Consider the following 20,126-nt stretch of genomic DNA (forward strand, 5'->3'; position numbering starts at 1 on the left):
TCTGGCAACCTGTAATATCATCATTCATAATATCAGAGTGAGAGGTGAGGGTTGAGGATGCACATGTGGACGATCGGACGGGCGATAGCTTCGATGCTGCTCGCGCTGACGCTTGCGATGCCCGCCCTCCCGGCCGCCGCACGGGAGGTGACGACCGTCGCTACCGAGTGGCGGTCGATCCTGTTCGAAGGCGACTCGAAGGCCGCCGACCAGCCGTTCGAGCGACCGGACACCGACGACAGGCGCTGGAACCGCGTGTCGGTGCCGCATAATTGGCAGGGCTATGCCTATGCCCGACAGGTCGTGAAGGGCGCCCGCCACGGCACCGCCTGGTACCGTACGCGCCTGACCCTCGCCGCCCCGCGCGCCGACGAACGTATCTCGCTGATGTTCGAAGGCGTGAACAGCTATGCCACCGTCTGGCTGAACGGCCGGCCGGTCGGGCGACATGCCGGCGGGCTGACCAGCTTCACGCTCGACGTGACCGACGCGGTGCGCGGCGGCGCGAACGTGCTGGCGGTGCGCGTCGACAATCCCGCGGGGATCGAGGATCTGCCGTGGATTTCCGGTGACGACCGCCCGCAGGCCGGCTGCTGCGAAGGATCGCAACCCTTCGGCATCTTCCGCCCGGTCCGCGTCGTCCGCACCGCCGCGCTGCGCATCCGCCCGTTCGGCATCTATGCCTGGGGCGCGATCGGCCGGGTCGACGCGACCGCGGCGCACCTGACGATGCGGACCGAGGTCGAGAACGCGTCGCCCCGCGCGCGCAGCTTCGCAATCGTCGGCCAGATGGTCGATGCCGCAGGCCGCGTCGTCGCCGAGCGGCGGAGCGCGCTGACACTCGCCCCCGGCGCCTCGCAGACGGTCGAAGCCCCGCTGCCCCGGATCGACCGCCCGCGGCTGTGGTCGCCGGCCTCGCCCACGCTCTATACGCTACGCGCGCGGATCGTGGAGGGCGAGCGCACCATCGACGAACTGGCTACCCCCTACGGCATCCGCACCTTCGAGATCCGCACCGACGCGAGCGGCGCGCGGCGGCTCTTCCTCAACGGCCAGCCGTTCCACGTAAAAGGGATCAGCGAGTATGAGCATCTGCTTGGCGGCTCCCATGCCTTCGCGCCCGAGCAGGCGGTGGCGCGGGTCGCGCAGGTCAGGGCGGCCGGCTTCAACGCCTTTCGCGACGGCCATTATCCGCACAATTTCGTCTATGGCGACACGATCGCGCGCGATGGCTTGCTGTGGTGGCCGCAGTTCAGTTCGGGCCTGTGGATCGACACGCCGTCTTTCCGCGCCAACTTCCGCGCGCTGATCGCCGACTGGGTACGCGAGCGGCGCAACAATCCGGCGGTGTTCCTCTGGGGCCTCCAGAACGAAAGCAAGCTTCCGAAGGAGTTCGCGGCGGAGATGACCGCGCTCATCCGCACGATCGATCCCACCGCGTCGCAGCAGCGGCTGGTCGTGACGTGCAACGGCGGCGAGGGGAGCGACTGGAATGTCCCGCAGAACTGGTCGGGGACCTATGGCGGCGACCCGGCGCTCTATGCGCAGGAAATGGTCAAGCAGGGGCTGGTCGGCGAATATGGCGCGTGGCGCGCGCTCGGCCTCCATGCCGAGGCACCCTATGGCGAGCGTCCGTTCAGCGAGGACCGGATGGCCGCGCTGATGCAGACCAAGGCGCGGCTGGCCGACAGCGTCGCCGACCGCAGCGTCGGCCATTTCCACTGGCTGCTGACCACGCACGAGAACCCCGGCCGGCCGATGCGCGCCGACGGGACGCAGATCTGGGACGGCGTGCGCGCGCTCGATCATGTCGGGCCGGCCAACAACAAGGGGCTGATGACGCTCGCGGGCGAGCCGCTCGATGTCTATTACATGTTCCGCGCGCGCCAGGTGCCGGCATTGGTCGCGCCGATGGTCCATATCGTCTCGCACACATGGCCGGGCCGCTGGGCCGTGCCGGGGGTGCGATCGGGGATCGAGGTCTATTCGAACTGCGACGCGGTCGAGCTGTTCAACGACGGTGACGGCCGCATTTCGCTCGGTCGCCGCCGCCGCGATGCCGAGGAGCGCTTCCGCTGGGACGGCGTGACCGTCCGCTACGGCCTCATGTCCGCGACGTGCCGAGTTGGTGGCAAGGTTGCTGCACGCGACGTGATCCGTCTGCCGCTGCTCCCCCCGCCGCCGGGCGCGAAGCCGGACGGCGCGGGGGCGCCCACGCTGACGAAGGGGGCGGCGGGCCTGACATACCTCTACCGCGTCAACGCCGGTGGCCCGGCGCTGACCGACGCGAGCGGGCAGGCCTGGGCCGGCGATCGTCACTGGACGCCGGGCGCGCGCTGGGGCTGGACGAGCTGGGCGGATGCCTATCGCGAACTCGACCCCATGCTCGGCAGCCGCGGCGTGTCGAGTGACGTGATCGCCGGCACCGACACGCCCGCGCTGTTCCGCACGCATCGCTATGGCCGCGAGGCGCTGCGCTATCGCTTCGCAGTTCCCGATGGCCGCTACCGTATCGAACTTTACTTCGCCGAGGGCTGGTACGGCCGCGCCGGGATCGATGCGCGCGGCTGGCGGCGGTTCGATGTCGCGGTCAATGGCCGCACGCTGCTGAAGGACGTCGACGTATTCGCCGAAGCGGGCGTCGATGCGGCGTTGAAGAAGGTTGTCACTGCCGACGTTCGCGGCGGCACGCTCGAACTGAGCTTCCCGCGCGTCGCGGCCGGGCAGGCGATGATCGCGGCGATCGCCATTGCGAGCGACCGTCCCATCGCCGTGCCCGCGGTCGAGATCGACGGCGATCTTGTCACCGTACAGGGCGGGACGCTGCGCCAGTTCGTCGACATCGGCGACACCGTCATTGGCTCTGCGCGCTGGGCGGCGCTGCCGGCCGAGCTGCTCGACAGTGACGGCGTGACCGGTGCCACGTCGTTGCGCGCGAAGCGGCCCGTCACGCTGTACCGCGTCGCCGCTCAACCTGCGCCGGGTTGGGAGGCGAGCGAGCTGACCGGCACGCTGCTCGACGGTAGTGCGACGCGTGAGGTTCGGTTCGAAACGCGCAAGCTCGCCGCCGGGGAGACGCTCGCGCTGCCGGTGGACAATGTCGTGCTCGTCCGCCGCACGCTCGTCTCGCCCTATGCGCCGGGTCTGTTCACCTTCGCCAAGGATGCCGGATTGAAGGAGGCGGAGGCCGCGACGCTGAACGGGGCGAGCATCGCGACCGCGCTGAAGGGCTATGGCGGCCAGGGCTATGTCGCGCTCGGCAGCGAACCCGCAAAGATCACATGGCCGATCGACACCGGGGTCGCCGCCAGCCACCGCTTCCGGTTTCGCTATTGGCTCGCCGGCGCTGCCACCAAGGCGACGGTGACGATCCTCGACGCGAGCGGAATCGTCGTTGCGACCATGACGGTCGCCTTCGCGCCCTCGGACGCATGGCGCGAGGTCACGGTCGAGACGCCGGGCATGATCAACGCCGGCAGCTATCGGCTGACGCTGGCGGCAACGGGCGCGGACGGTCTCGCCATCGATTCGGTCCGGGTCGACTGATGCGCGGTATCGCCTGCTTCGCCGCGCTGGTCCTCGCGACACCCGCCGCCGCGCAACTCGACGGCAACCGCGACGAGGCACAGGTCCCCGCCTACACGCTGCCCGATCCGCTGGTGATGGCGGATGGCCGCCGGGTGACCACGCCCGCGATGTGGCGCAGCGCGCGCCGCCCCGAACTGATCGCCGCGTTTGAGCGCACCGTCTACGGCATCGCCCCGCCCGCGCCGCATCGCATGAAGTTTGTCACGACCGATATCGATCGTTCCGCGCTGGGCGGACTGGCGGTGCGCAAGCAGGTGACGGTGCTGCTCGATGGCACGGAAACCGGTCCGCAACTGGCGGTGCTGCTCTATCTGCCGGCCAGGGCTAAGGGTCCGGTTCCGGTGTTCGTCGGCCCCAATTTCCACGGCAATCAAGCGGTGAACGCCGATCCTGCGATCCGCATCACCCATAATTGGGTCACCCCCGCGACCGGCGTCGTGAAGGGCGTCGCCTATGCCGCGTCGCGCGGGATCGATGCGTCGCAATGGCCGGTCGAAATCCTGTTGCGCGCCGGCTATGGCGTCGCGACCTATTTCACCGGCGACCTCTACCCCGATGGCGACGGCAAGGTCACCGAGAGCGTCCAGCCCTACTATCGCACCAGCCCCGGCGCGCCGTCCCGCTGGGGCGCGATCGCGACCTGGGCGTGGGGGCTGAGCCGCGTCGCCGACTATCTGCGCACCGATCGCGACGTCGACCGCAAGCGCCTGATCGTCATCGGCCATTCGCGCTACGGCAAGGCGGCGCTGTGGGCGGGCGCGCGTGACGACCGGTTCGCGGCCGTCATCTCGAACGATTCCGGCGAAGGCGGCGCGTCGCTCTACCGGCGCCGGTTCGGCGAGACGATCCGCGTGATGAACAATTACTGGTTCGCGCCGGTCTGGAAGACCTATGCCGAGCGGGAAGCGGACCTGCCGGTTGACGCGCACGAACTGATCGCGCTCGTCGCCCCGCGCCCGGTCTACATCGCCAGCGCGAGCGAGGACTGGTGGGCCGACCCGCGCGGCGAATTCCTGGCGGCGAAGGGCGCAGAGCCGGTGTACCGCCTGCTCGGGGCCGGAGGGCTGGACGCGACGGAGATGCCGGAGCCGGATCGGCCGGTGTTGTCGCGGATCTCCTACCATGTCCGCACCGGACCGCACGACATCACAGCGGCGGACTGGACGAACTACATCGCCTTCGCCGACCGGTTCGTGCGGTAACCCTTCGCTCGCCACCGTCTTCGGTCCCTGCTTCTGTCAGAAACCCGTCAGTGCTCCCGCGCAGGCGGGAGCCCAGGGTCAAGCAATACAATGGCCTGCGTCGTTCGTGGCTCTGGGCTCCCGCCTGCGCGGGAGCACCGATGACCTTTTGCAGAGGTTCTCGCCTTCTCAGAAGCGACGACGTTGGCCCTGGCTTGATACCGCATAGCCAAAATATCCGTGACCCGCTGTGCATAATCATGATACGTCATATGAAAATGCGATCGGAGAGAGCGACATGGACAGGCGAACGATACTCCGCGGGCTCCCCGCCGCTGCACTGATCGGCTCGGTCGCCGCACCGCTCTCTGCCCAACGTCGCCGCACCGTCGACATCCGCAGCCATGGCGCGATTGGTGACGGGCGGACCGTCAACACCCGCGCAATTCAGGCTGCAATCGACGCCTGCGCCCGCGCCGGCGGCGGGATGATCGCGGTGCCGGCGGGCGTCTTCGTCAGCGGATCGATCATCCTGAAGCCGGGCGTCGGTCTGGAACTGCGCAAGGACGGGGTGCTGAAGGGTTCGCCGAGCCTCGCCGATTACCCCATCGTCATGCGCCGCTTCGTCGAGGCGTACCCAGAGCCGCTGCGCCTCGCGCTCGTCAACGCGACCGGCAATCACGGCCTGCGCATCGTCGGCCCTGGTACGCTCGACGGCAACGGCGATCCGTTCTGGCGGATGTTCTTCGACAAGCCGCCGGAGACGCTGAACGGCAACAAGGTCGTCTACGCCTTTCCGCAACTCTGCTCGATCGAGGATTGCAACGACGTGCTGGTCAGCGGAGTGACCTTTAAGGACCCCGCCTTCTGGAACCTGCACCTCTATCGCTGCCGTCGCGGCGCGATCGAGGATTGTCGCTTCGTCGTCCCCCATGTCATCCGCGCGCCGAGCAGCGACGGCGTCGACCTCGATAGCTGCCAGGACATGGTCGTCCGCCGCTGCCATTTCTCGGTCGACGACGACTGCATCGCATTGAAGGGTACGCAGGGGGCAGGGGCGGCGGCCTATGCCGAAGCGCCGCCGGTCGAGCGCATCCACATCCACGACTGCGTGTTCGAACATGGCCTCGGTTGCGTCACCTATGGCAGCAACGCGACCGTCGTGCGCGATGTCCGGGTCGAGCGGATCACCAACATCGGCGACATCCCGACCATCCGCTTCAAGGTCCGCCCCGACACGCCGGGCCAGGTCTATGAGAAGCTGCGGGTGAAGGGCGTACGGCTGGCCGAGGCGCCGACGCCGACCAACCGCTGGCACAATGGCGAGGTGTTCTACGGCACGAAGATCCCGAACTTCAGCGCCGACGACCCCGCGATCGGCCTGATCGTCAATGCGCGCCTGACCCACGGGACGCGGGTCGAACCGAAGATGCCCGGCGCGATCATCCGCGACGTGGTGATCGAGAACGTGAAGGGCACGACCCGCGGCTTCGGCACCATCTCCGGCAACCCGACCACGGCGGTCAGCGATTTTCTGCTGAAAGACATCGACGTGCGCCTGACCGATCCGACCCGAACGAAGCTGGTCGCGCGCGGGGTGCGTGACCTCCGCCTAAAGAATGTCCGCGTCAACGGCGCCCCGGCGGAGGTGGTGGCATGATCCGCCTCGCAAGCGCCGCCGCGCTGCTCTGCTTCGCGGTCGCCCCCGCCGCTGCGCGCGAGGAAACCACGCTCGCCGAGGGCTGGCGCTTCCATCTGGGCGACGTGACGTCCGACGCGACCGCGCCGGGCTTCGACGACGCGGCGTGGCAGCCGGTCGCGGTACCGCATACGTGGAACAAGCTCGGCTCCTACGAACTCAAGCGCCGTGCCGACGCCAACACGACACGCGGGATCGGCTGGTACCGCCTGCGCTTCACCGCACCGCCAGCCGCGAAGGGCGAGCGCGTCTATCTGCAATTCGACGCGGCGAGCATCATCGCCGACGTCTGGCTCAACGGCCGCAAGCTCGGCCATCACGAGGGTGCGTTCAGCCGCTTCCGCGTCGATGCGACCGATGCGGTCCGTGCGGGCGAAAACGTGCTGGCGGTGAAGGTCGACAATTCGAAACCCGATCCCGGCAGCACGACCGAATTCGTCGTGCCGATCTCCGGCGACTTCTTCATGTACGGCGGCCTCTACCGACCCGTGTCGATGATCGTCGCGGAGCAGGCGCATGTCGATCTGCTCGACCACGGCGGGCCGGGCATCTACGGCCGGGTGACCGCGATCGACGCCGCGAAGGCCGATGTCGCGATCCGCGCGCGGCTGCGCAACGCCGGACGGTCCGGCGCCTTCACGCTGCGTGCGAGCGTGGCCGACGCCGTTGGCAAGCAAATCGCGCGTGTGGAACAGCCGCTGCGCCTTGCCGCCGGTGCCACGATCGACCGCGAAGTCGCCCTGTCGATCGCCAATCCGCGGCGCTGGAACGGCCTCGCCGACCCCTATCTCTACCGCATGACGGTCGAACTGGTGGGGAAGGGGGGCACGGTGCTCGACCGTGTCGGTCAGCCGCTGGGCCTGCGCACCGTCGCGGTCGATCCCGACCGGGGGGTCATCCTCAACGGCCAGCCGCTGCGCCTGCGCGGCGTCAACCGGCATCAGGACCGGCAGGACAAGGGCTGGGCGATCACCGCCGCCGACCAGCAGCAGGACATGGCGCTGATCGAGGAACTCGGCGCCAATTCGGTCCGGCTTGCGCACTATAACCACGCCGAAACCTTCTACGATCTGGCCGACCGCAACGGCATGGTCCTGTGGGCGGAGTTGGGCCTGGTCAACCTCGCCTCGATCCCCAACAAGGCCGACACCCCGCCGCAGATGAAGGCGAGCGCGGAAAGCCAGCTGACCGAGCTGATCCGTCAGAACTACAACCACCCCTCGGTCGCGGTCTGGTCGATCGGAAACGAGATCACCAACTGGTCGTCCAAGGGCTTGACGCCGTCGAACGCGCGACCGCTGCTGACCGCGCTCAACACTCTTGCCAAGCGCGAAGACCCGAACCGCCCGACGACGCTGGCGGTCTGCTGCGAAGTGCTGCCCGGCGATAAGCCCGATGGCCGCGACGAGACGTCGGGTACCGCCGACACGGTCGGCTACAACGTCTATTATGGCTGGTACGTCTCGGGCCGCGTTGCCGATGCGTCGAAATTGGGCGACGTCATGCGGGGCTGGCATCGCGAGAAACCGACGCTGCCGATGGGTGTCGGCGAATATGGCGCAGGCGGCGCGATCACTCAGCACACCGACAATGTCGACGGCGGCAAGATCGAAAGCATCTATCGCCCGCAGGCCGAGGAAATCCAGGCGGTTGTCCACGAACTGTCCTGGGCGCAACTGAAGCCGCTTGATTTCCTGTGGGGCACCTGGGTCTGGCAGATGTTCGACGCGACCAGCGACCTGCGCGAGGAAGGCGACAGCACCGACATCAATACCAAGGGCCTGGTCACCTTCGACCGCGGCGTGAAGAAGGACGCCTATTGGTTCTACAAGGCGGCGTGGAGCAAGGCGCGGGTCCTGTATCTGGCCGGCCGCCGCTATGTCGACCGCGCCTATCCGGTGACTGCGATCCGCGCCTATGCCAATGCGCCGGAAGCGCGGCTCAGCGTCAACGGGCGCGACCTCGGCACCGCGCCGTGTCCCAACAGCGTTTGCGTCTGGCCGCGCGTGCGGCTGGCTTCGGGCGAAAACGCAGTCGTCGCGACCGCGGGCGATCAGACCGACCGGATGACGTTGCGCTATTCCGGCCCGATCGACGCGATCCATGTCCGCACTGGCTCGCTGGAGGGCGTGACCGTGGCCGGCACGCGTTATGGCTCCGACGATTTCTTCGACGGTGGCCTCGGCTACACGCTCAACCCCTATAGCCGCGAACTCTATGCGACCGGGCAGGCGAAGAAGGTGCCGAAGATCGTGGCCGGCGCGACCGACCCCGCCCTCTACGCAAGCTGGCGCGCGGGCAAGGCGTTCCGTTACGCCCTGCCGCTGCCGGACGGAGCCTACCGCGTAACGCTTCACCTGTTCGACCCGGTCGAGGGCAAGCGCGTGTTCACGGTCACCCCCTCGGGCGGCAAGCCGGTGCGCGTCGACCTGGCGGCGAAGACGGGCGGGCCGCTGAAGGCGACGACTCTCGACCTGCGGGCGACGGCGAAGGGCGGCGTGCTGAGCCTCGACTTCAAGGGCGAGGACGGGGAGGCGATCGTTTCGGCGATCGATGTGGTTCCGGCGTAACCACCTGTCGTCCCCGCGAAGGCGGGGACCCATCTCCCGGACTGTCCGCTGGGCTACTGCGGGAGATGGATCCCCGCCTGCGCGGGGATGACGGAATGGGGGGTGCGGCGATGGTCGAGGCGGGCGTTACCCCAAACCCTCGACCATCTCCGCCAGCTCCAGCCAGCGCATCTCGGCCGCATCCTTCTCGTCGCGGGCCTTCGCCGCCGACGCCATCAGCGCATCGAACCGCTTCGGGTCGCGCACGAACAGGTTCGGGTCGGCCAGCGCCGCCTCGTCGCGCGCGATCGCGGCATCCAGTTCCTCGATCCGCTTGGGCAGCAGGTCGTAATCGCGCTGGTCCTTGTAGGACAGCTTGACCGATTTCGGCTTCGGCGCCTCGACCATAGGGGCGGCTTTGGTCGCGACCTTCGCCGCGGCCTTGGGTTTCCGCTTCGCCTCCCAATCGGCATAGCCGCCCGCGACGACGTCGACCGTGCCCGATCCGTCGAGGCCCAGCGTCACCGTTACCGTCCGGTCGAGGAAGTCGCGGTCGTGGCTGACGATCAGCACGGTGCCGGCGTAATCGGCGATCACTTCCTGCAACAGATCGAGCGTTTCGAGGTCGAGGTCGTTGGTCGGCTCGTCGAGCACCAGCAGGTTCGACGGCCGCGCGAATTCGCGGGCGAGCAGCAACCGCGATCGCTCGCCGCCCGACAGCGTGCCGACCTTCGCATCGACCAGCGACGGGTCGAACAGGAATTCCTTCAGATAGCCCGCGACATGCTTCTTCGCGCCCAGCACGTCGATCCACTCGCCGCCCTGCGTCAGCACGTCGCGCACCGTCTTCTCGGGCGCCATCAGCTTGCGCTGCTGATCGATGACGATGCCGTCGAGCGTCTGGGCGAGCCGCACCGTGCCTTCATCGGGCGCGAGTTCGCCGGTCAACAGCTTCAGCAGCGTCGTCTTGCCCGCACCGTTCGCCCCGACGATGCCCAGCCGGTCGCCGCGGGTGACGCGCAGGTTCAGATCCTTGATGATCGCGCGGTCGCCGAACCGCTTGGTCACGCCCTTCGCGTCGATCACGACCTTGGTCTTGCTGTCGTCCGCCGCGACCGAGATCGCCGCTGCCCCCTGCGGCCCCAGCATCGCGGCGCGTTCGGCGCGCATGTCCTTCAGCTTGGCGAGCCGCCCCTGGTTCCGCCGCCGGCGCCCGGTCACGCCGCGCTGCAACCAATGCTCCTCGATCTTCAGCTTCGCATCGAGCCGCGCGGCATTGCGCTCCTCTTCGGCATAGACCGTCTCGGTCCATGCCTCGAACCCGCCGAAGCCGACTTCGGCGCGCCGGATCTTGCCTCGGTCCAGCCATAGCGTCGATCTGGTGAGGTTGGTCAGGAACGCGCGGTCGTGGCTGATCGCGATGAACGCGCCGCGGAAGCGCGACAACCAGTCCTCCAGCCACTCGATCGCATGGATGTCGAGGTGGTTGGTCGGCTCGTCGAGCAGCAGCACATCCGGGTCCATCGCCAGCGCCCGCGCGATCGCCGCGCGCCGCCGCTCGCCCCCGGACGCGGTCGCGGCCTCGCGCGACAGGTCGATGCCGAGCTGGTCGGCGATCGCCTCCACCTCATGAGCCTCGGGCGCGCCGTCCCCCGACACCGCGAAGTCGCGCAGCGTCGCGAAGCCGTCGACCTTGGGGTCCTGTTCGAGCAGGATGACCTTCGTCCCCGGCACGATCGTGCGCCGCCCTTCGTCGGAATCGACGATCCCGGCGATCAGCTTCAACAGCGTCGTCTTGCCCGCGCCGTTGCGCCCGATCAGCGCCAGCCGGTCGCGCTGGCCGATGAAGAGGTCGAGGTCGCGGAAGAGCCAGCCGGAGCCTTGGACGAGGCCGAGCTTTTCGTAGGAAAGGATAGGAGCTGCCATAGGCCGCGCGGCCTAGCGATTTAGCGCAGCTAAATCGAGGCATAAGCGCGGGCTTGGCCGGCCTTGCTAGGGCAAGGACCGACGACGCGGCTTCGCGGCGGCGCTGCTTCGACCACCGTCACCCGAAAACCACACCCCTTACACATCGCTGCAACGCCTATTCACAAGGCGTTCAAGGCATTGCACTTATGCCGTCCGCATGAACCTGGTCCTCACTGCCCTGTCCGGCCTGCTGCTGAGCGCAGCCGCGCCCGAGCCGACCGCCCAGCGGGGTGATCAGGCCGCCGCATCGGCCGCCCGGCGCGAGGGGCGCATCCTGCCGCTCGCCGAAATCCAGCGGCGCGTGATTCCGGCGATGCAGGGGGCCAAATATCTCGGCGTCGACTTCGATTCGGGAACTGCGGTTTACACGCTGAAGTTCCTGCGCGATGGGTCGTTGATCTGGGTGATGGTCGACGGCCGCTCGGGCAACGTCATCGGCCGCAGCCGCTAACGCGGCGGGCGACAAGGGGAGACATACATGCGCGTTCTGATCGTCGAGGACGAACCCAATCTCGGCCAGCAGCTCCGCAACACGCTGGAAGGCGCGGGCTATGCCGTCGATCTGGCGACGGACGGAGAGGAGGGGCATTTCCTCGGCTCGACGGAGGATTACGACGCGATCATCCTCGACCTCGGCCTGCCCGAAGTTGACGGGCTGACCGTGCTCGACCGCTGGCGCAAGGAAGGGCGCGCGGCCCCGGTGCTGGTGCTGACCGCGCGCGACAGCTGGTCGGACAAGGTGGCGGGCCTCGATGCCGGCGCTGACGATTATGTCGCCAAGCCGTTCCAGACCGAGGAATTGATCGCCCGCCTGCGCGCGCTGATCCGCCGCGCGTCGGGCAACGCCTCGGCCGAACTGACCGCCGGCGACATCCGCCTCGACACCCGTTCGGGCAAGGTCACCAAGGCGGGCGAGCCGGTGAAGCTCACCGCGCAGGAATATAAGCTGCTCAGCTACCTGCTGCACCACAAGGGTAAGGTCGTCAGCCGCACCGAGCTGATCGAGCATATCTACGACCAGGATTTCGACCGCGATTCGAACACGATCGAGGTGTTCGTGACGCGCATCCGCAAGAAGCTGGGACAGGACGTCATCACGACGATCCGTGGCCTGGGATATTCGCTGGACGAACCGGGCGCGCGGCCGACCGAATGACCACTAAAGCCCTCTCCCCTCGGGGAGAGGGTTGGGAGAGGGGGCGGTGTCTCACCGAGATCAGCCCTCGCGGCCCGGCCCCTCTCCCAACCCTCTCCCCGGTGGGGAGAGGGCTATGACTGCGGTGACCGATCCCCCACGCCCCTACGTCCGCGTCACCGGCTCCATCTCGCGCCGGATGATCGCCATCGCGGCGATCTGGATCATGGTGCTGCTGACCGGTGGCGGATATGCGCTCGACCGCGTGCTGACCTCGGCGGTCAGTGCGAATTTCGACGACCAGCTCGAATTCCTGCTGAACACGATGCTCGCGTCCGCCGAGATCGATTCGGAAGGGGAACTGGTCTTCAACCGGCAGTTGGCCGACCAGCGATTCCTCGAACCCAATTCGGGGCTCTACTGGCAGATCAGCGGCGGCGATTTCGCGCCGTTTCCATCGCGCTCGCTGTGGGACCGGCGGCTGGCGACGAACCAGAAGCACAGCGACCAGAACGTCCACATCTACGACAGCAAGCAGTTCCCCAGCGAAACGCTGCGCATCGCCGAACTCGATGCGACGGTGCCCGGGTCGCCGGTGCGCTGGCGATTCCAGATCGCGCAGAACCGGCTGGCGCTCGACGAACAGGTGTCGGCACTACGCCGCGTGCTGGTGCGCAGCTTCCTGCTGCTGGGCGCCGGCCTGATCGTCATGGTTGCGCTCCAGACGATCTGGGGCCTGTTGCCGCTGCGGCGCCTGCGTTTCGAGATCCAGCGGCTCCGCGAGGGCAAGTCGACCCGCGTCGAGGGGAGCATGCCCGCCGAAATCGCGCCGATGGTCGAGGAACTGAACGCGCTCGTCACGCACAATGATCGTCAGGCAGAGGAGGCGCGGCGTCACGCGGGCAATCTCGCGCACGCTCTGAAGACGCCCCTGACGGTCATCATGAACGCCGCCGCGGCCGGGCAGGCGGATTTAGCCGAGACGGTCATCCGCGAAGCGCGGACGATGCGGCGCCAGGTCGATCACCACCTCGCCCGCGCCCGCGCCGTCGGCCGCCGCGGCTCCGCGCACAGCCGGGCCGACGTCTGGCCGTCGATCGAGGCGGTTGAGCGCGCCGTCGCCCGGCTCTATCCCAACGTCCGCATCGACATTGACGGCCAGAAGGACCTGATCGCGCGGATCGAGCGGCAGGACCTCGACGAAATCCTCGGCAACCTCGTCGAGAACGCGGCCAAATATGGCGGCGGCAGCGTGTTCGCGACCGTGCGCGCCAACGCCGGCTTCGTCGAGATCCTGGTCGAGGACGACGGCATGGGCATTCCCGAAGCCGACCGCATCCGCATCTTCGACCGCGGCGTGCGCCTCGACAGCGGCAAGCCGGGGACCGGGCTGGGGCTGGCGATCGTGCGGGACGTGGCGGAGATCTACGAGGGTACGGTCAGCCTGGAGGAGAGCGACGACCTGGGCGGCCTGCTGGTGCGCCTGAGGCTTCCATCGGCCTGACAAATCCTCACCGGCACGGGGAGGGGGACCAGCCGCAGGCTGGTGGAGGGGGCTTTCCACCAGCGAGTCGTTTGCGGCCCGCCCCCTCCACCACCGCTTCGCGGCGGTCCCCCTCCCCGTGCCGGGGAGGATTTTACAGCTGTCGCATTACCTCCGCCGCGATGCTCAGGCTCCGCTTCCGCGCGGCCTGATCATAGATCGAACTGGTCAGCATCACCTCGTCCGCGCCCGTCCGGGCGATGAACGCGCGCAAACCCTCCGCCACCGACTCCGGCGACCCGATCGCGGTGCAGGAAAGCACATGGTCGAGCATCGCGGCGGCCTGTGGGGGCAGGCTGTCGCGATAGCCGGGGACGGGCGGTGGCAGCTTGATGCCGGTGCCGGTCGTGCGAATCGCGACGAAGGCCTGTTGCTGCGACGATGCGAGCAGTTGCGCCTCTTCGTCGGTATCCGCGGCGATCACGTTGAACGCTGGCATGAAATGCGGCTTGCCCGCGCCTGCAAAGTCCCGGCGGTAGATCGCCGCCGCCGCATCGAGCGAGTCCGGCGCGAAGTGCGAAGCGAAGCTGTACGGCAGCCCAAGCATCGCCGCCAGTTGCGCGCCAAAGGTGCTCGACCCGAGGATCCACAGCCTCACGTCCGCGCCGCCGCCGGGCGTCGCATGGATGCCGGTCGCGCCGTCGTCGGCGAACAGGCTCTGCAATTCCACCACATCGCGGGGGAAGGCGTTGGGATCGGTATCGAGCGTCCGCCGCAGCGCCCGCGCCACCCGCCCGTCACTCCCCGGCGCACGGCCGAGTCCCAGGTCGATGCGGCCGGGATAGAGCGCGTCGAGCGTGCCGAACTGCTCGGCGATCACCATCGGCGCGTGATTGGGGAGCATGATGCCGCCGGCACCGACGCGCATGGTTTTCGTCGCAGCGGCGAGGTGGCCGATGACGACCGCGGTCGCGGCGCTGGCGATGCCGGGCATGCCGTGATGCTCGGCGACCCAATAGCGGGTGTAGCCTTCGCTCTCGGCATGCGCGGCGAGGTCGGCGGCGTTAGTCAGCGCCTGGCTCGCGGTGCCGCCTTCGAGGATGGGGACGAGGTCCAGGAAGCTGTACGGTATCATGATCGCCCATGTGGGGGTGGGTGTAGGGCTCGGTAAGACAAGAAGAAGTTGTTTCACGCAAAGGCACGAAGGCGCGAAGGGGTGCGTCGCCCGCGGTACCGTCTCGCGTCAGCGAGGCGTCAAACTATTTGGCTGCCAATTTGGTCGAAGCCGCTGACGCGGAGAGGCGCTGCCTCCGGCGAAACCATCTTCGCGCCTTTGCGCCTTTGCGTGAACAAAATTTCTTTCTTCTTCTCCGCCGAACCTTCCCCTAAGCGCGCCGCCATGCGCGCCGATCTCGCCCACATCGAAGCCTGGGTCTTCGACATGGACAACACGCTATACCCGGCGTCGTGCAACCTGTTCGCGCCGATCGAGGCGCGGATGACGGGGTATATCGCGGACAGGCTCGGCTTGCCCGAAGCGGAGGCCGCGGCGCTCAGGCGGGGCTGGTTTCTCAATCACGGTACGACGCTAGCCGGGCTGATGGCCGAGCATGGCGTCGATCCGCACGAGTTCCTGGCCTATGTTCACGACGTCGAGATGGACGTGCTGGAGGAAAACGCGCCGCTCGCCGCGCTGATCGCCCGGCTGCCGGGGCGGAAGATCGTCTTCACCAACGGCGATGGCCCCTATGCCGAGAAGGTGCTCGGCCGCCTGGGCCTCGGCGCGACGTTCGAGGGCGTGCACGACATCCACGCGATGGCGCTCGCGCCCAAGCCGGCACCCGCCGCCTACCAGAGCCTGTGCGACGCCTATGCACTCGACCCGACCCGGGCGCTCTTTGCCGACGACATGGCCCGCAATCTCGCGCCGGCCAAGGCGATCGGCATGACGACGCTGTGGATCGACAACGGGTCGGAACATCAGCCCGAGGCGCATAGTGCGCCGTACATCGACCATGCGACCGCGGATGTGACCGCCTGGCTCGCCGACCTGTTGGGAGACCCCGAATGACCGACCTGCAATCGACCATCGACGCCGCCTGGGACGACCGCGCGTCGCTCTCCACCGCCACGACCGGAGCGGTCCGCGATGCCGTCAGCGAAGCGCTGGCGATGCTCGACGCCGGCACCGCGCGCGTCGCCGAACCGTCGGGCGAGGGCTGGCAAGTCAACCAGTGGCTGAAAAAGGCGGTGCTGCTGTCGTTCCGCCTGAACGACAACGTGCCGATGGACGGTTGGTACGACAAGGTGCCGCTGAAGTTCGCTGACTGGGGCGCCGACCAGTTCCGTGACGCCGGCTTCCGCGCGGTGCCGGGCAGTGTCGTGCGGCGCGGCGCCTTTATCGGCAAGGGCTGCGTGCTGATGCCCAGCTTCGTCAACATCGGCGCCTATGTCGGTGAAGGTACGATGGTCGACACCTGGGCGACGGTGGGCTCGTGCGCGCAGATCGGCAAGAACGTCCATCTGTCGGGCGGCGCCGGCATCGGCGGCGTGCTGGAGCCGCTCCAGGCCGATCCCGTCATCATCGGCGACGGCGCGTTCATCGGTGCGCGTGCCGAAGTGGCCGAAGGCGTCCGCGTCGGCGAAGGCGCGGTGCTGTCGATGGGCGTCTATCTTGGCGCCTCGACCCGCATCATCGACCGCGCGACGGGCAAGGAATATCGCGGCGAAGTCCCGCCCTATTCGGTCGTCGTGTCGGGCAGCGCGCCATCGGCGAGCAATCCCAACGGTCCGAACCTCTATTGCGCGGTCATCGTGAAGACGGTCGACGCGCAGACGCGGTCGAAGACGGGGATCAACGAGTTGCTGCGGGATTGAGTCCACCGGTGCTCCCGCGCAGGCGGGAGCCTAGGACCGCAAACGATGTCCTCAATAACCCTGGGCTCCCGCCCGCGCGGGAGCACCGGTGGCCTAGGCGACCGCCGCCACACCCAGCCGCGGAATCTCGATCGCGGGGCAGCGGTCCATCACCACCTTCAGCCCCGCCGCCTCGGCGCGCGCGGCGGCTTCGTCGTTGACGACGCCCAGCTGCATCCACACCGCCTTCGCCCCGATCCGGATCGCCTCGTCCACCGCCTCGCCCGCGGCCTGGGGGCGTCGGAAGATGTCGACGATGTCGATCGGGTCGCCCAGTTGCGCCAGCTCGCGGAAGACGAATTCGCCGTGAACATGCTCGCCGGTGATCTGCGGGTTGACCGGAATCACGCGGTAGCCGTGATCCTGCAACCGCTTCATCACGCCGTAGCTCGGCCGGTCAGGACGGTCCGAGGCGCCGACCAGCGCGATGGTGCGGGCGCCTTCGAGCAGCGCCTTGATGTCCTCGTCACGGGTCAGCGGCATCCTATCCTCCGTTCGCGCGCAACCAGTCGTCCACCGCCTGCGCCACCGCATCGAACGCCGCCGCATCCGTGCCGTTCCCGGCCGCCGGCGGCGTTCCGGCATCGGAAGCCGCACGGACTTCGCGGCTGAGCGGGATGCGGCCGAGGAAGGGCAGGCCGAGCCGCGCGGCATCGGCCTCCGCGCCGCCGCTGCCGAACGGGTCGCTGACTTCGCCGCAATGCGGGCAGGCATAGCCGGCCATGTTCTCGACCAGGCCGATGATCGGCACGCCGGCCTTTTCGAACAGGTCGATCGCACGCCGCGCGTCGATGAGGGCGAGGTCCTGCGGCGTCGAGACGATCACGGCACCGGCGGGCCGATGCTTCTGCACCATCGTCAGCTGGACATCGCCGGTCCCGGGCGGCAGGTCGAGGATCAGCGGATCGGCCGCGCCCCAATGCGCATCGAGCAACTGCCCGAGCGCCCCGGCCAGCATCGGCCCGCGCCAGGCGATCGCCTGGTCCTTCGGCACCAGCATGCCCATCGACACGATCGGCACGCCGGCCGGCGTCGCGACCGGATACATCCGCTTGTCGGCGGCGTCGGGCTTCGCATCCTCGACCCCGAACAGGCGCGGTTGCGAGGGGCCGGAAATGTCGGCGTCGACCAGCCCGACCGGCCGGCCGCGCTTCGCCAGCGCGACGGCCAGATTGGCGGAGACGGTCGATTTGCCCACGCCGCCCTTGCCGCTGGCGACCGCGATCAGCCGCCGGGCGACCCGCGTCGCGGTGCGGGCGACCCGCGCCTCCAGCCCCGCCGCCTCGGCCACGGCGCGCGCTTGCGCCTCGCGCGCGTCGGCGTCGGCGGCGGTCAGGCCGGTCACGTCGAGGATGATGCTGGCGCGGGTGCCGTCGATGCGGGCCGTGGCGCCGGCGGGCAGGCCGGGGAGGGGGGTATCGTCCATCTTCGGGGCGATTTAGGTGCGGCGTACGCCTGTGCCACTGTTTTTCTCGAATGAGGCACCTATAAAGACAGACATGAGCATCTTTTCGGGGCTGGCCGGTCGCGCCGGCATCCTTCGCAACGAACCACCGAAGAGCCCTTGGGGCGGTCCGCCGAGCGGCGGCGACGGCAATGGCGGCAAAGGCAGCGGCGGCCCGGAGGGCGGCCCGCGCAACCCCTGGGCGTTTCCACCGGAGAACCGGCGTCCGCGCGCCGGCGGGCCGAGCGCGCTCGACGAATTGCTGAAGCGCGCCAAGGGTGGCGGCGGAGGCGGTGGCTTTCCGGGCGGGGGCTTTCCCGGTGGCAGCCTGCCGGCCAAGCGGCTGTGGCTGATCGGCGTCGGTGTGATCGCCGCGATCTGGCTGGTCGTCACCAGCTTCCAGCAGATCGGCCCGCAGGAACGCGGCGTCGTCACCTTCTTCGGCAAATATTCGCGCGTGCTCGAACCCGGCATCCATCTGGTCATGCCGGCGCCGATCAACAGCGTGACGAAGGTCAACGTCCGCGCGATCCGCGAGGAGAATTTCCCGACCTCCGGTTCGGGTGAGAATCTGATGCTGACCGGCGACCAGAATATCGTCGATCTCGGCTATCAGGTGCGCTGGAACATCGCCAATCCGCAGGACTTCGTGTTCCAGATTCGCGATCCCGAAAGCACCGTGCGCGCAACCGCCGAGAGCGCGATGCGGGCGATTGTCGCCGACGTGACGCTCGACCAGGCGATCGGCCGCGGCCGGACCGTCATCGAGGCGCGGGTCCAGCAGGCGATGCAGCAGATCCTCGACGACTATAATTCGGGCATCATGGTCCAGGGTGTCGCGATTTCGAAGGCCGATCCGCCGGCGGCCGTCAACGACGACTTCAAGGCCGTGTCGGCCGCTCAGCAGCAGGCACAGGCGAACCTGAACAACGCCCGCGCCTATGCGCAGCAGGTCATCGCCCGCGCCCAGGGCGAATCGGCGAAGTTCGACAAGATCTACGAACAGTACAAGGCTGCGCCGGAAGTCACCCGCCGCCGCCTCTATTACGAAACGATGGAAGCCGTGCTCGCCAAGTCGAACAAGACCATCATCGAGGCGCAGGGCGTCACGCCCTATCTGCCGCTGCCCGAGGCGGCGAGGCGCCTGCCCGAGCCTGCGGCCCCGGCGACCACGCCCGCGCCTGCCGTCCAGCAGGGAGGTGGCCAGTGAGCGGCTGGTTCAAGGGCCCGATGGCCATCGGCATCGCGCTGCTTGCGGCCGTCATCGTCCTGTTGTCGACCTTCACGATCGTCGATGAGACGCGTCAGGCGGTGATCCTGCGCTTCGAACAGCCGGTGCGGACGGTCAACGCCTGGCAGCCGAACCGCGATTTCGGCAACACCGGCGCCGGCGTCATCGCGCGCATCCCGTTCGTCGACCGCATCGTCTGGGTCGACAAGCGCGTGCTCGACGTCGATCTGGAGAATCAGCCGGTCCTCTCGACCGACCAGCTGCGCTTGCAGGTCGATGCCTATGCCCGCTTCCGCGTCGTCGACCCGCTCAAGATGGTCGTGACCGCGCGCAGCGAGGAGGGTGTGGCTTCCGCACTCCAGCCTTTGTTCAGCTCGGCGCTCCGGGCCGAACTCGGCAAGGTCGACTTCGCAGTGCTGATGTCGCCGGAACGCGGCCGCGTCATGGACAGCATCCAGACCCGGCTGCAGAATTATGCGACGCAGTACGGTGTTCAGATCGTCGACGTGCGGATCAAACATGCCGACCTGCCCGACGGCACGCCGCTCGAATCCGCGCTCAACCGGATGCGGACGGCACGCCAGCAACAGGCGTTGACCATTCGCGCGCAGGGTCAGCGCAATGCGCAGATCGTTCAGGCGGAGGCGGATGCCCAGGCATCGAAGATCTACGCCGACGCGTTCGGCAAGGATCCGCAGTTCTACGATTTCTACCGCGCGATGCAGTCGTATCGCTACACCTTCGGCGCCGATGGCCAGCCGGATGAGGGACGCGGCGGAACGTCGATCATCCTAAGTCCGCAAAATGGCTATCTGCGCGAATTCGGGGGACGATGAAGCGGGTTTTGGGAGCGGCGGAGCGATTGCCTTCAGTTAGCGTTCAGCAAACGGAGGCGAGACTACCGCCAGAGGGGTCATCAGTTTTCTGATCTG

Annotated in this window: 16 protein-coding genes; 11 read left to right on the plus strand and 5 right to left on the minus strand. The window is 68.1% G+C overall.

Features of this window, described 5'->3' with window-relative positions; translation table 11 throughout:
• Positions 1-63 precede the first annotated feature (63 nt).
• The 4 genes from ACFSC3_RS12265 (at position 64) to ACFSC3_RS12280 (ending at position 9,038) form a co-directional block, all read left to right on the plus strand.
• On the plus strand, positions 64-3,546 hold the full coding sequence (locus ACFSC3_RS12265) for a malectin domain-containing carbohydrate-binding protein (protein WP_380940723.1): 3,483 nt from the start codon (positions 64-66) through the stop codon (positions 3,544-3,546).
• Positions 3,546-4,790 (plus strand): alpha/beta hydrolase family protein, encoded by a 1,245-nt coding sequence (locus ACFSC3_RS12270; protein ID WP_380940724.1) that lies wholly within the window; start codon positions 3,546-3,548, stop codon positions 4,788-4,790. Before ACFSC3_RS12265 ends, ACFSC3_RS12270 begins: the two co-directional genes overlap by 1 nt.
• Positions 4,791-5,067: 277 nt before the next feature.
• Positions 5,068-6,429 (plus strand): glycoside hydrolase family 28 protein, encoded by a 1,362-nt coding sequence (locus ACFSC3_RS12275; protein WP_380940725.1) that lies wholly within the window; start codon positions 5,068-5,070, stop codon positions 6,427-6,429.
• Complete coding sequence (locus ACFSC3_RS12280) at positions 6,426-9,038, plus strand: glycoside hydrolase family 2 TIM barrel-domain containing protein (RefSeq protein ID WP_380940726.1); 2,613 nt, start codon at positions 6,426-6,428, stop codon at positions 9,036-9,038. Before ACFSC3_RS12275 ends, ACFSC3_RS12280 begins: the two co-directional genes overlap by 4 nt.
• A 126-nt stretch (positions 9,039-9,164) precedes the next feature.
• Here the strand turns inward: ACFSC3_RS12280 and ACFSC3_RS12285 are convergent, their stop codons facing one another.
• Entirely contained in the window at positions 9,165-10,943 is a 1,779-nt protein-coding gene (locus ACFSC3_RS12285) for an ABC-F family ATP-binding cassette domain-containing protein (RefSeq protein ID WP_380940727.1), read from the minus strand.
• A gap of 199 nt (positions 10,944-11,142) precedes the next feature.
• Here ACFSC3_RS12285 and ACFSC3_RS12290 point away from each other — a divergent pair, with 199 nt between their 5' ends.
• The 3 genes from ACFSC3_RS12290 to ACFSC3_RS12300 all read left to right on the plus strand — a co-directional run bounded on the left by ACFSC3_RS12290 (position 11,143) and on the right by ACFSC3_RS12300 (position 13,624).
• The gene (locus tag ACFSC3_RS12290) at positions 11,143-11,436 is read left to right on the plus strand and encodes a hypothetical protein (protein WP_380940728.1); all 294 of its coding nucleotides are present in this window, start codon (positions 11,143-11,145) and stop codon (positions 11,434-11,436) included.
• Between the two features lie 27 nt (positions 11,437-11,463).
• Positions 11,464-12,141 (plus strand): response regulator transcription factor, encoded by a 678-nt coding sequence (locus ACFSC3_RS12295; RefSeq protein WP_380940729.1) that lies wholly within the window; start codon positions 11,464-11,466, stop codon positions 12,139-12,141.
• Between the two features lie 115 nt (positions 12,142-12,256).
• The gene (locus ACFSC3_RS12300; protein ID WP_380940730.1) at positions 12,257-13,624 is read left to right on the plus strand and encodes a sensor histidine kinase; all 1,368 of its coding nucleotides are present in this window, start codon (positions 12,257-12,259) and stop codon (positions 13,622-13,624) included.
• A gap of 133 nt (positions 13,625-13,757) precedes the next feature.
• On the opposite strand, the gene ACFSC3_RS12305 is transcribed toward ACFSC3_RS12300, so the two are convergent.
• Both ACFSC3_RS12305 and ACFSC3_RS12310 read right to left on the minus strand, forming a co-directional pair.
• A complete protein-coding gene (locus tag ACFSC3_RS12305) occupies positions 13,758-14,738 on the minus strand; it encodes an LLM class flavin-dependent oxidoreductase (protein ID WP_380940731.1) in 981 nt (326 codons plus the stop codon).
• A gap of 119 nt (positions 14,739-14,857) precedes the next feature.
• Complete coding sequence (locus tag ACFSC3_RS12310) at positions 14,858-15,004, minus strand: hypothetical protein (protein WP_380940732.1); 147 nt, start codon at positions 15,002-15,004, stop codon at positions 14,858-14,860.
• Here ACFSC3_RS12310 and ACFSC3_RS12315 point away from each other — a divergent pair.
• Positions 15,003-15,674 carry a pyrimidine 5'-nucleotidase gene (locus ACFSC3_RS12315; protein ID WP_380940733.1) on the plus strand — a complete coding sequence of 224 codons (672 nt, stop codon included), beginning with the start codon at positions 15,003-15,005 and terminating at the stop codon, positions 15,672-15,674. The two genes, ACFSC3_RS12310 and ACFSC3_RS12315, sit on opposite strands and share 2 nt — an antisense overlap.
• On the plus strand, positions 15,671-16,480 hold the full coding sequence (dapD, locus tag ACFSC3_RS12320) for a 2,3,4,5-tetrahydropyridine-2,6-dicarboxylate N-succinyltransferase (protein WP_380940734.1): 810 nt from the start codon (positions 15,671-15,673) through the stop codon (positions 16,478-16,480). The genes ACFSC3_RS12315 and dapD overlap by 4 nt, the downstream gene beginning before the upstream one ends.
• 93 nt (positions 16,481-16,573) lie before the next feature.
• Here the strand turns inward: dapD and ACFSC3_RS12325 are convergent, their stop codons facing one another.
• Complete coding sequence (locus tag ACFSC3_RS12325; protein WP_380940735.1) at positions 16,574-17,002, minus strand: CoA-binding protein; 429 nt, start codon at positions 17,000-17,002, stop codon at positions 16,574-16,576.
• 1 nt (position 17,003) lies between these two features.
• Positions 17,004-17,945, minus strand: coding sequence for an Mrp/NBP35 family ATP-binding protein (locus ACFSC3_RS12330; protein ID WP_380940736.1), 942 nt, complete (start codon positions 17,943-17,945; stop codon positions 17,004-17,006).
• A gap of 73 nt (positions 17,946-18,018) precedes the next feature.
• Here ACFSC3_RS12330 and hflK point away from each other — a divergent pair, with 73 nt between their 5' ends.
• Positions 18,019-19,173, plus strand: coding sequence for a protease modulator HflK (gene hflK, locus ACFSC3_RS12335; RefSeq protein ID WP_380940737.1), 1,155 nt, complete (start codon positions 18,019-18,021; stop codon positions 19,171-19,173).
• A 20-nt stretch (positions 19,174-19,193) separates the two neighbouring features.
• Positions 19,194-20,030, plus strand: coding sequence for a protease modulator HflC (gene hflC / locus ACFSC3_RS12340; protein WP_380940920.1), 837 nt, complete (start codon positions 19,194-19,196; stop codon positions 20,028-20,030).
• Positions 20,031-20,126: the final 96 nt, after the last annotated feature.

The sequence above is a fragment of the Sphingomonas floccifaciens genome (assembly GCF_042681125.1).
GTDB lineage: Bacteria > Pseudomonadota > Alphaproteobacteria > Sphingomonadales > Sphingomonadaceae > Sphingomonas > Sphingomonas floccifaciens.

Coding starts and splice junctions, on each gene's coding strand:
- dapD (WP_380940734.1), top strand. CDS start 15,671: ATGACCGACCTGCAATCGACCATCGACGCCGCCTGGGACGACCGCGCG.
- ACFSC3_RS12290 (WP_380940728.1), top strand. CDS start 11,143: ATGAACCTGGTCCTCACTGCCCTGTCCGGCCTGCTGCTGAGCGCAGCC.
- hflC (WP_380940920.1), top strand. CDS start 19,194: ATGGCCATCGGCATCGCGCTGCTTGCGGCCGTCATCGTCCTGTTGTCG.
- ACFSC3_RS12330 (WP_380940736.1), bottom strand. CDS start 17,945: ATGGACGATACCCCCCTCCCCGGCCTGCCCGCCGGCGCCACGGCCCGC.
- ACFSC3_RS12295 (WP_380940729.1), top strand. CDS start 11,464: ATGCGCGTTCTGATCGTCGAGGACGAACCCAATCTCGGCCAGCAGCTC.
- ACFSC3_RS12280 (WP_380940726.1), top strand. CDS start 6,426: ATGATCCGCCTCGCAAGCGCCGCCGCGCTGCTCTGCTTCGCGGTCGCC.
- ACFSC3_RS12270 (WP_380940724.1), top strand. CDS start 3,546: ATGCGCGGTATCGCCTGCTTCGCCGCGCTGGTCCTCGCGACACCCGCC.
- ACFSC3_RS12300 (WP_380940730.1), top strand. CDS start 12,257: ATGACTGCGGTGACCGATCCCCCACGCCCCTACGTCCGCGTCACCGGC.
- ACFSC3_RS12315 (WP_380940733.1), top strand. CDS start 15,003: ATGCGCGCCGATCTCGCCCACATCGAAGCCTGGGTCTTCGACATGGAC.
- ACFSC3_RS12275 (WP_380940725.1), top strand. CDS start 5,068: ATGGACAGGCGAACGATACTCCGCGGGCTCCCCGCCGCTGCACTGATC.
- ACFSC3_RS12285 (WP_380940727.1), bottom strand. CDS start 10,943: ATGGCAGCTCCTATCCTTTCCTACGAAAAGCTCGGCCTCGTCCAAGGC.
- ACFSC3_RS12325 (WP_380940735.1), bottom strand. CDS start 17,002: ATGCCGCTGACCCGTGACGAGGACATCAAGGCGCTGCTCGAAGGCGCC.
- ACFSC3_RS12265 (WP_380940723.1), top strand. CDS start 64: ATGTGGACGATCGGACGGGCGATAGCTTCGATGCTGCTCGCGCTGACG.
- ACFSC3_RS12310 (WP_380940732.1), bottom strand. CDS start 15,004: ATGGCGGCGCGCTTAGGGGAAGGTTCGGCGGAGAAGAAGAAAGAAATT.
- hflK (WP_380940737.1), top strand. CDS start 18,019: ATGAGCATCTTTTCGGGGCTGGCCGGTCGCGCCGGCATCCTTCGCAAC.
- ACFSC3_RS12305 (WP_380940731.1), bottom strand. CDS start 14,738: ATGATACCGTACAGCTTCCTGGACCTCGTCCCCATCCTCGAAGGCGGC.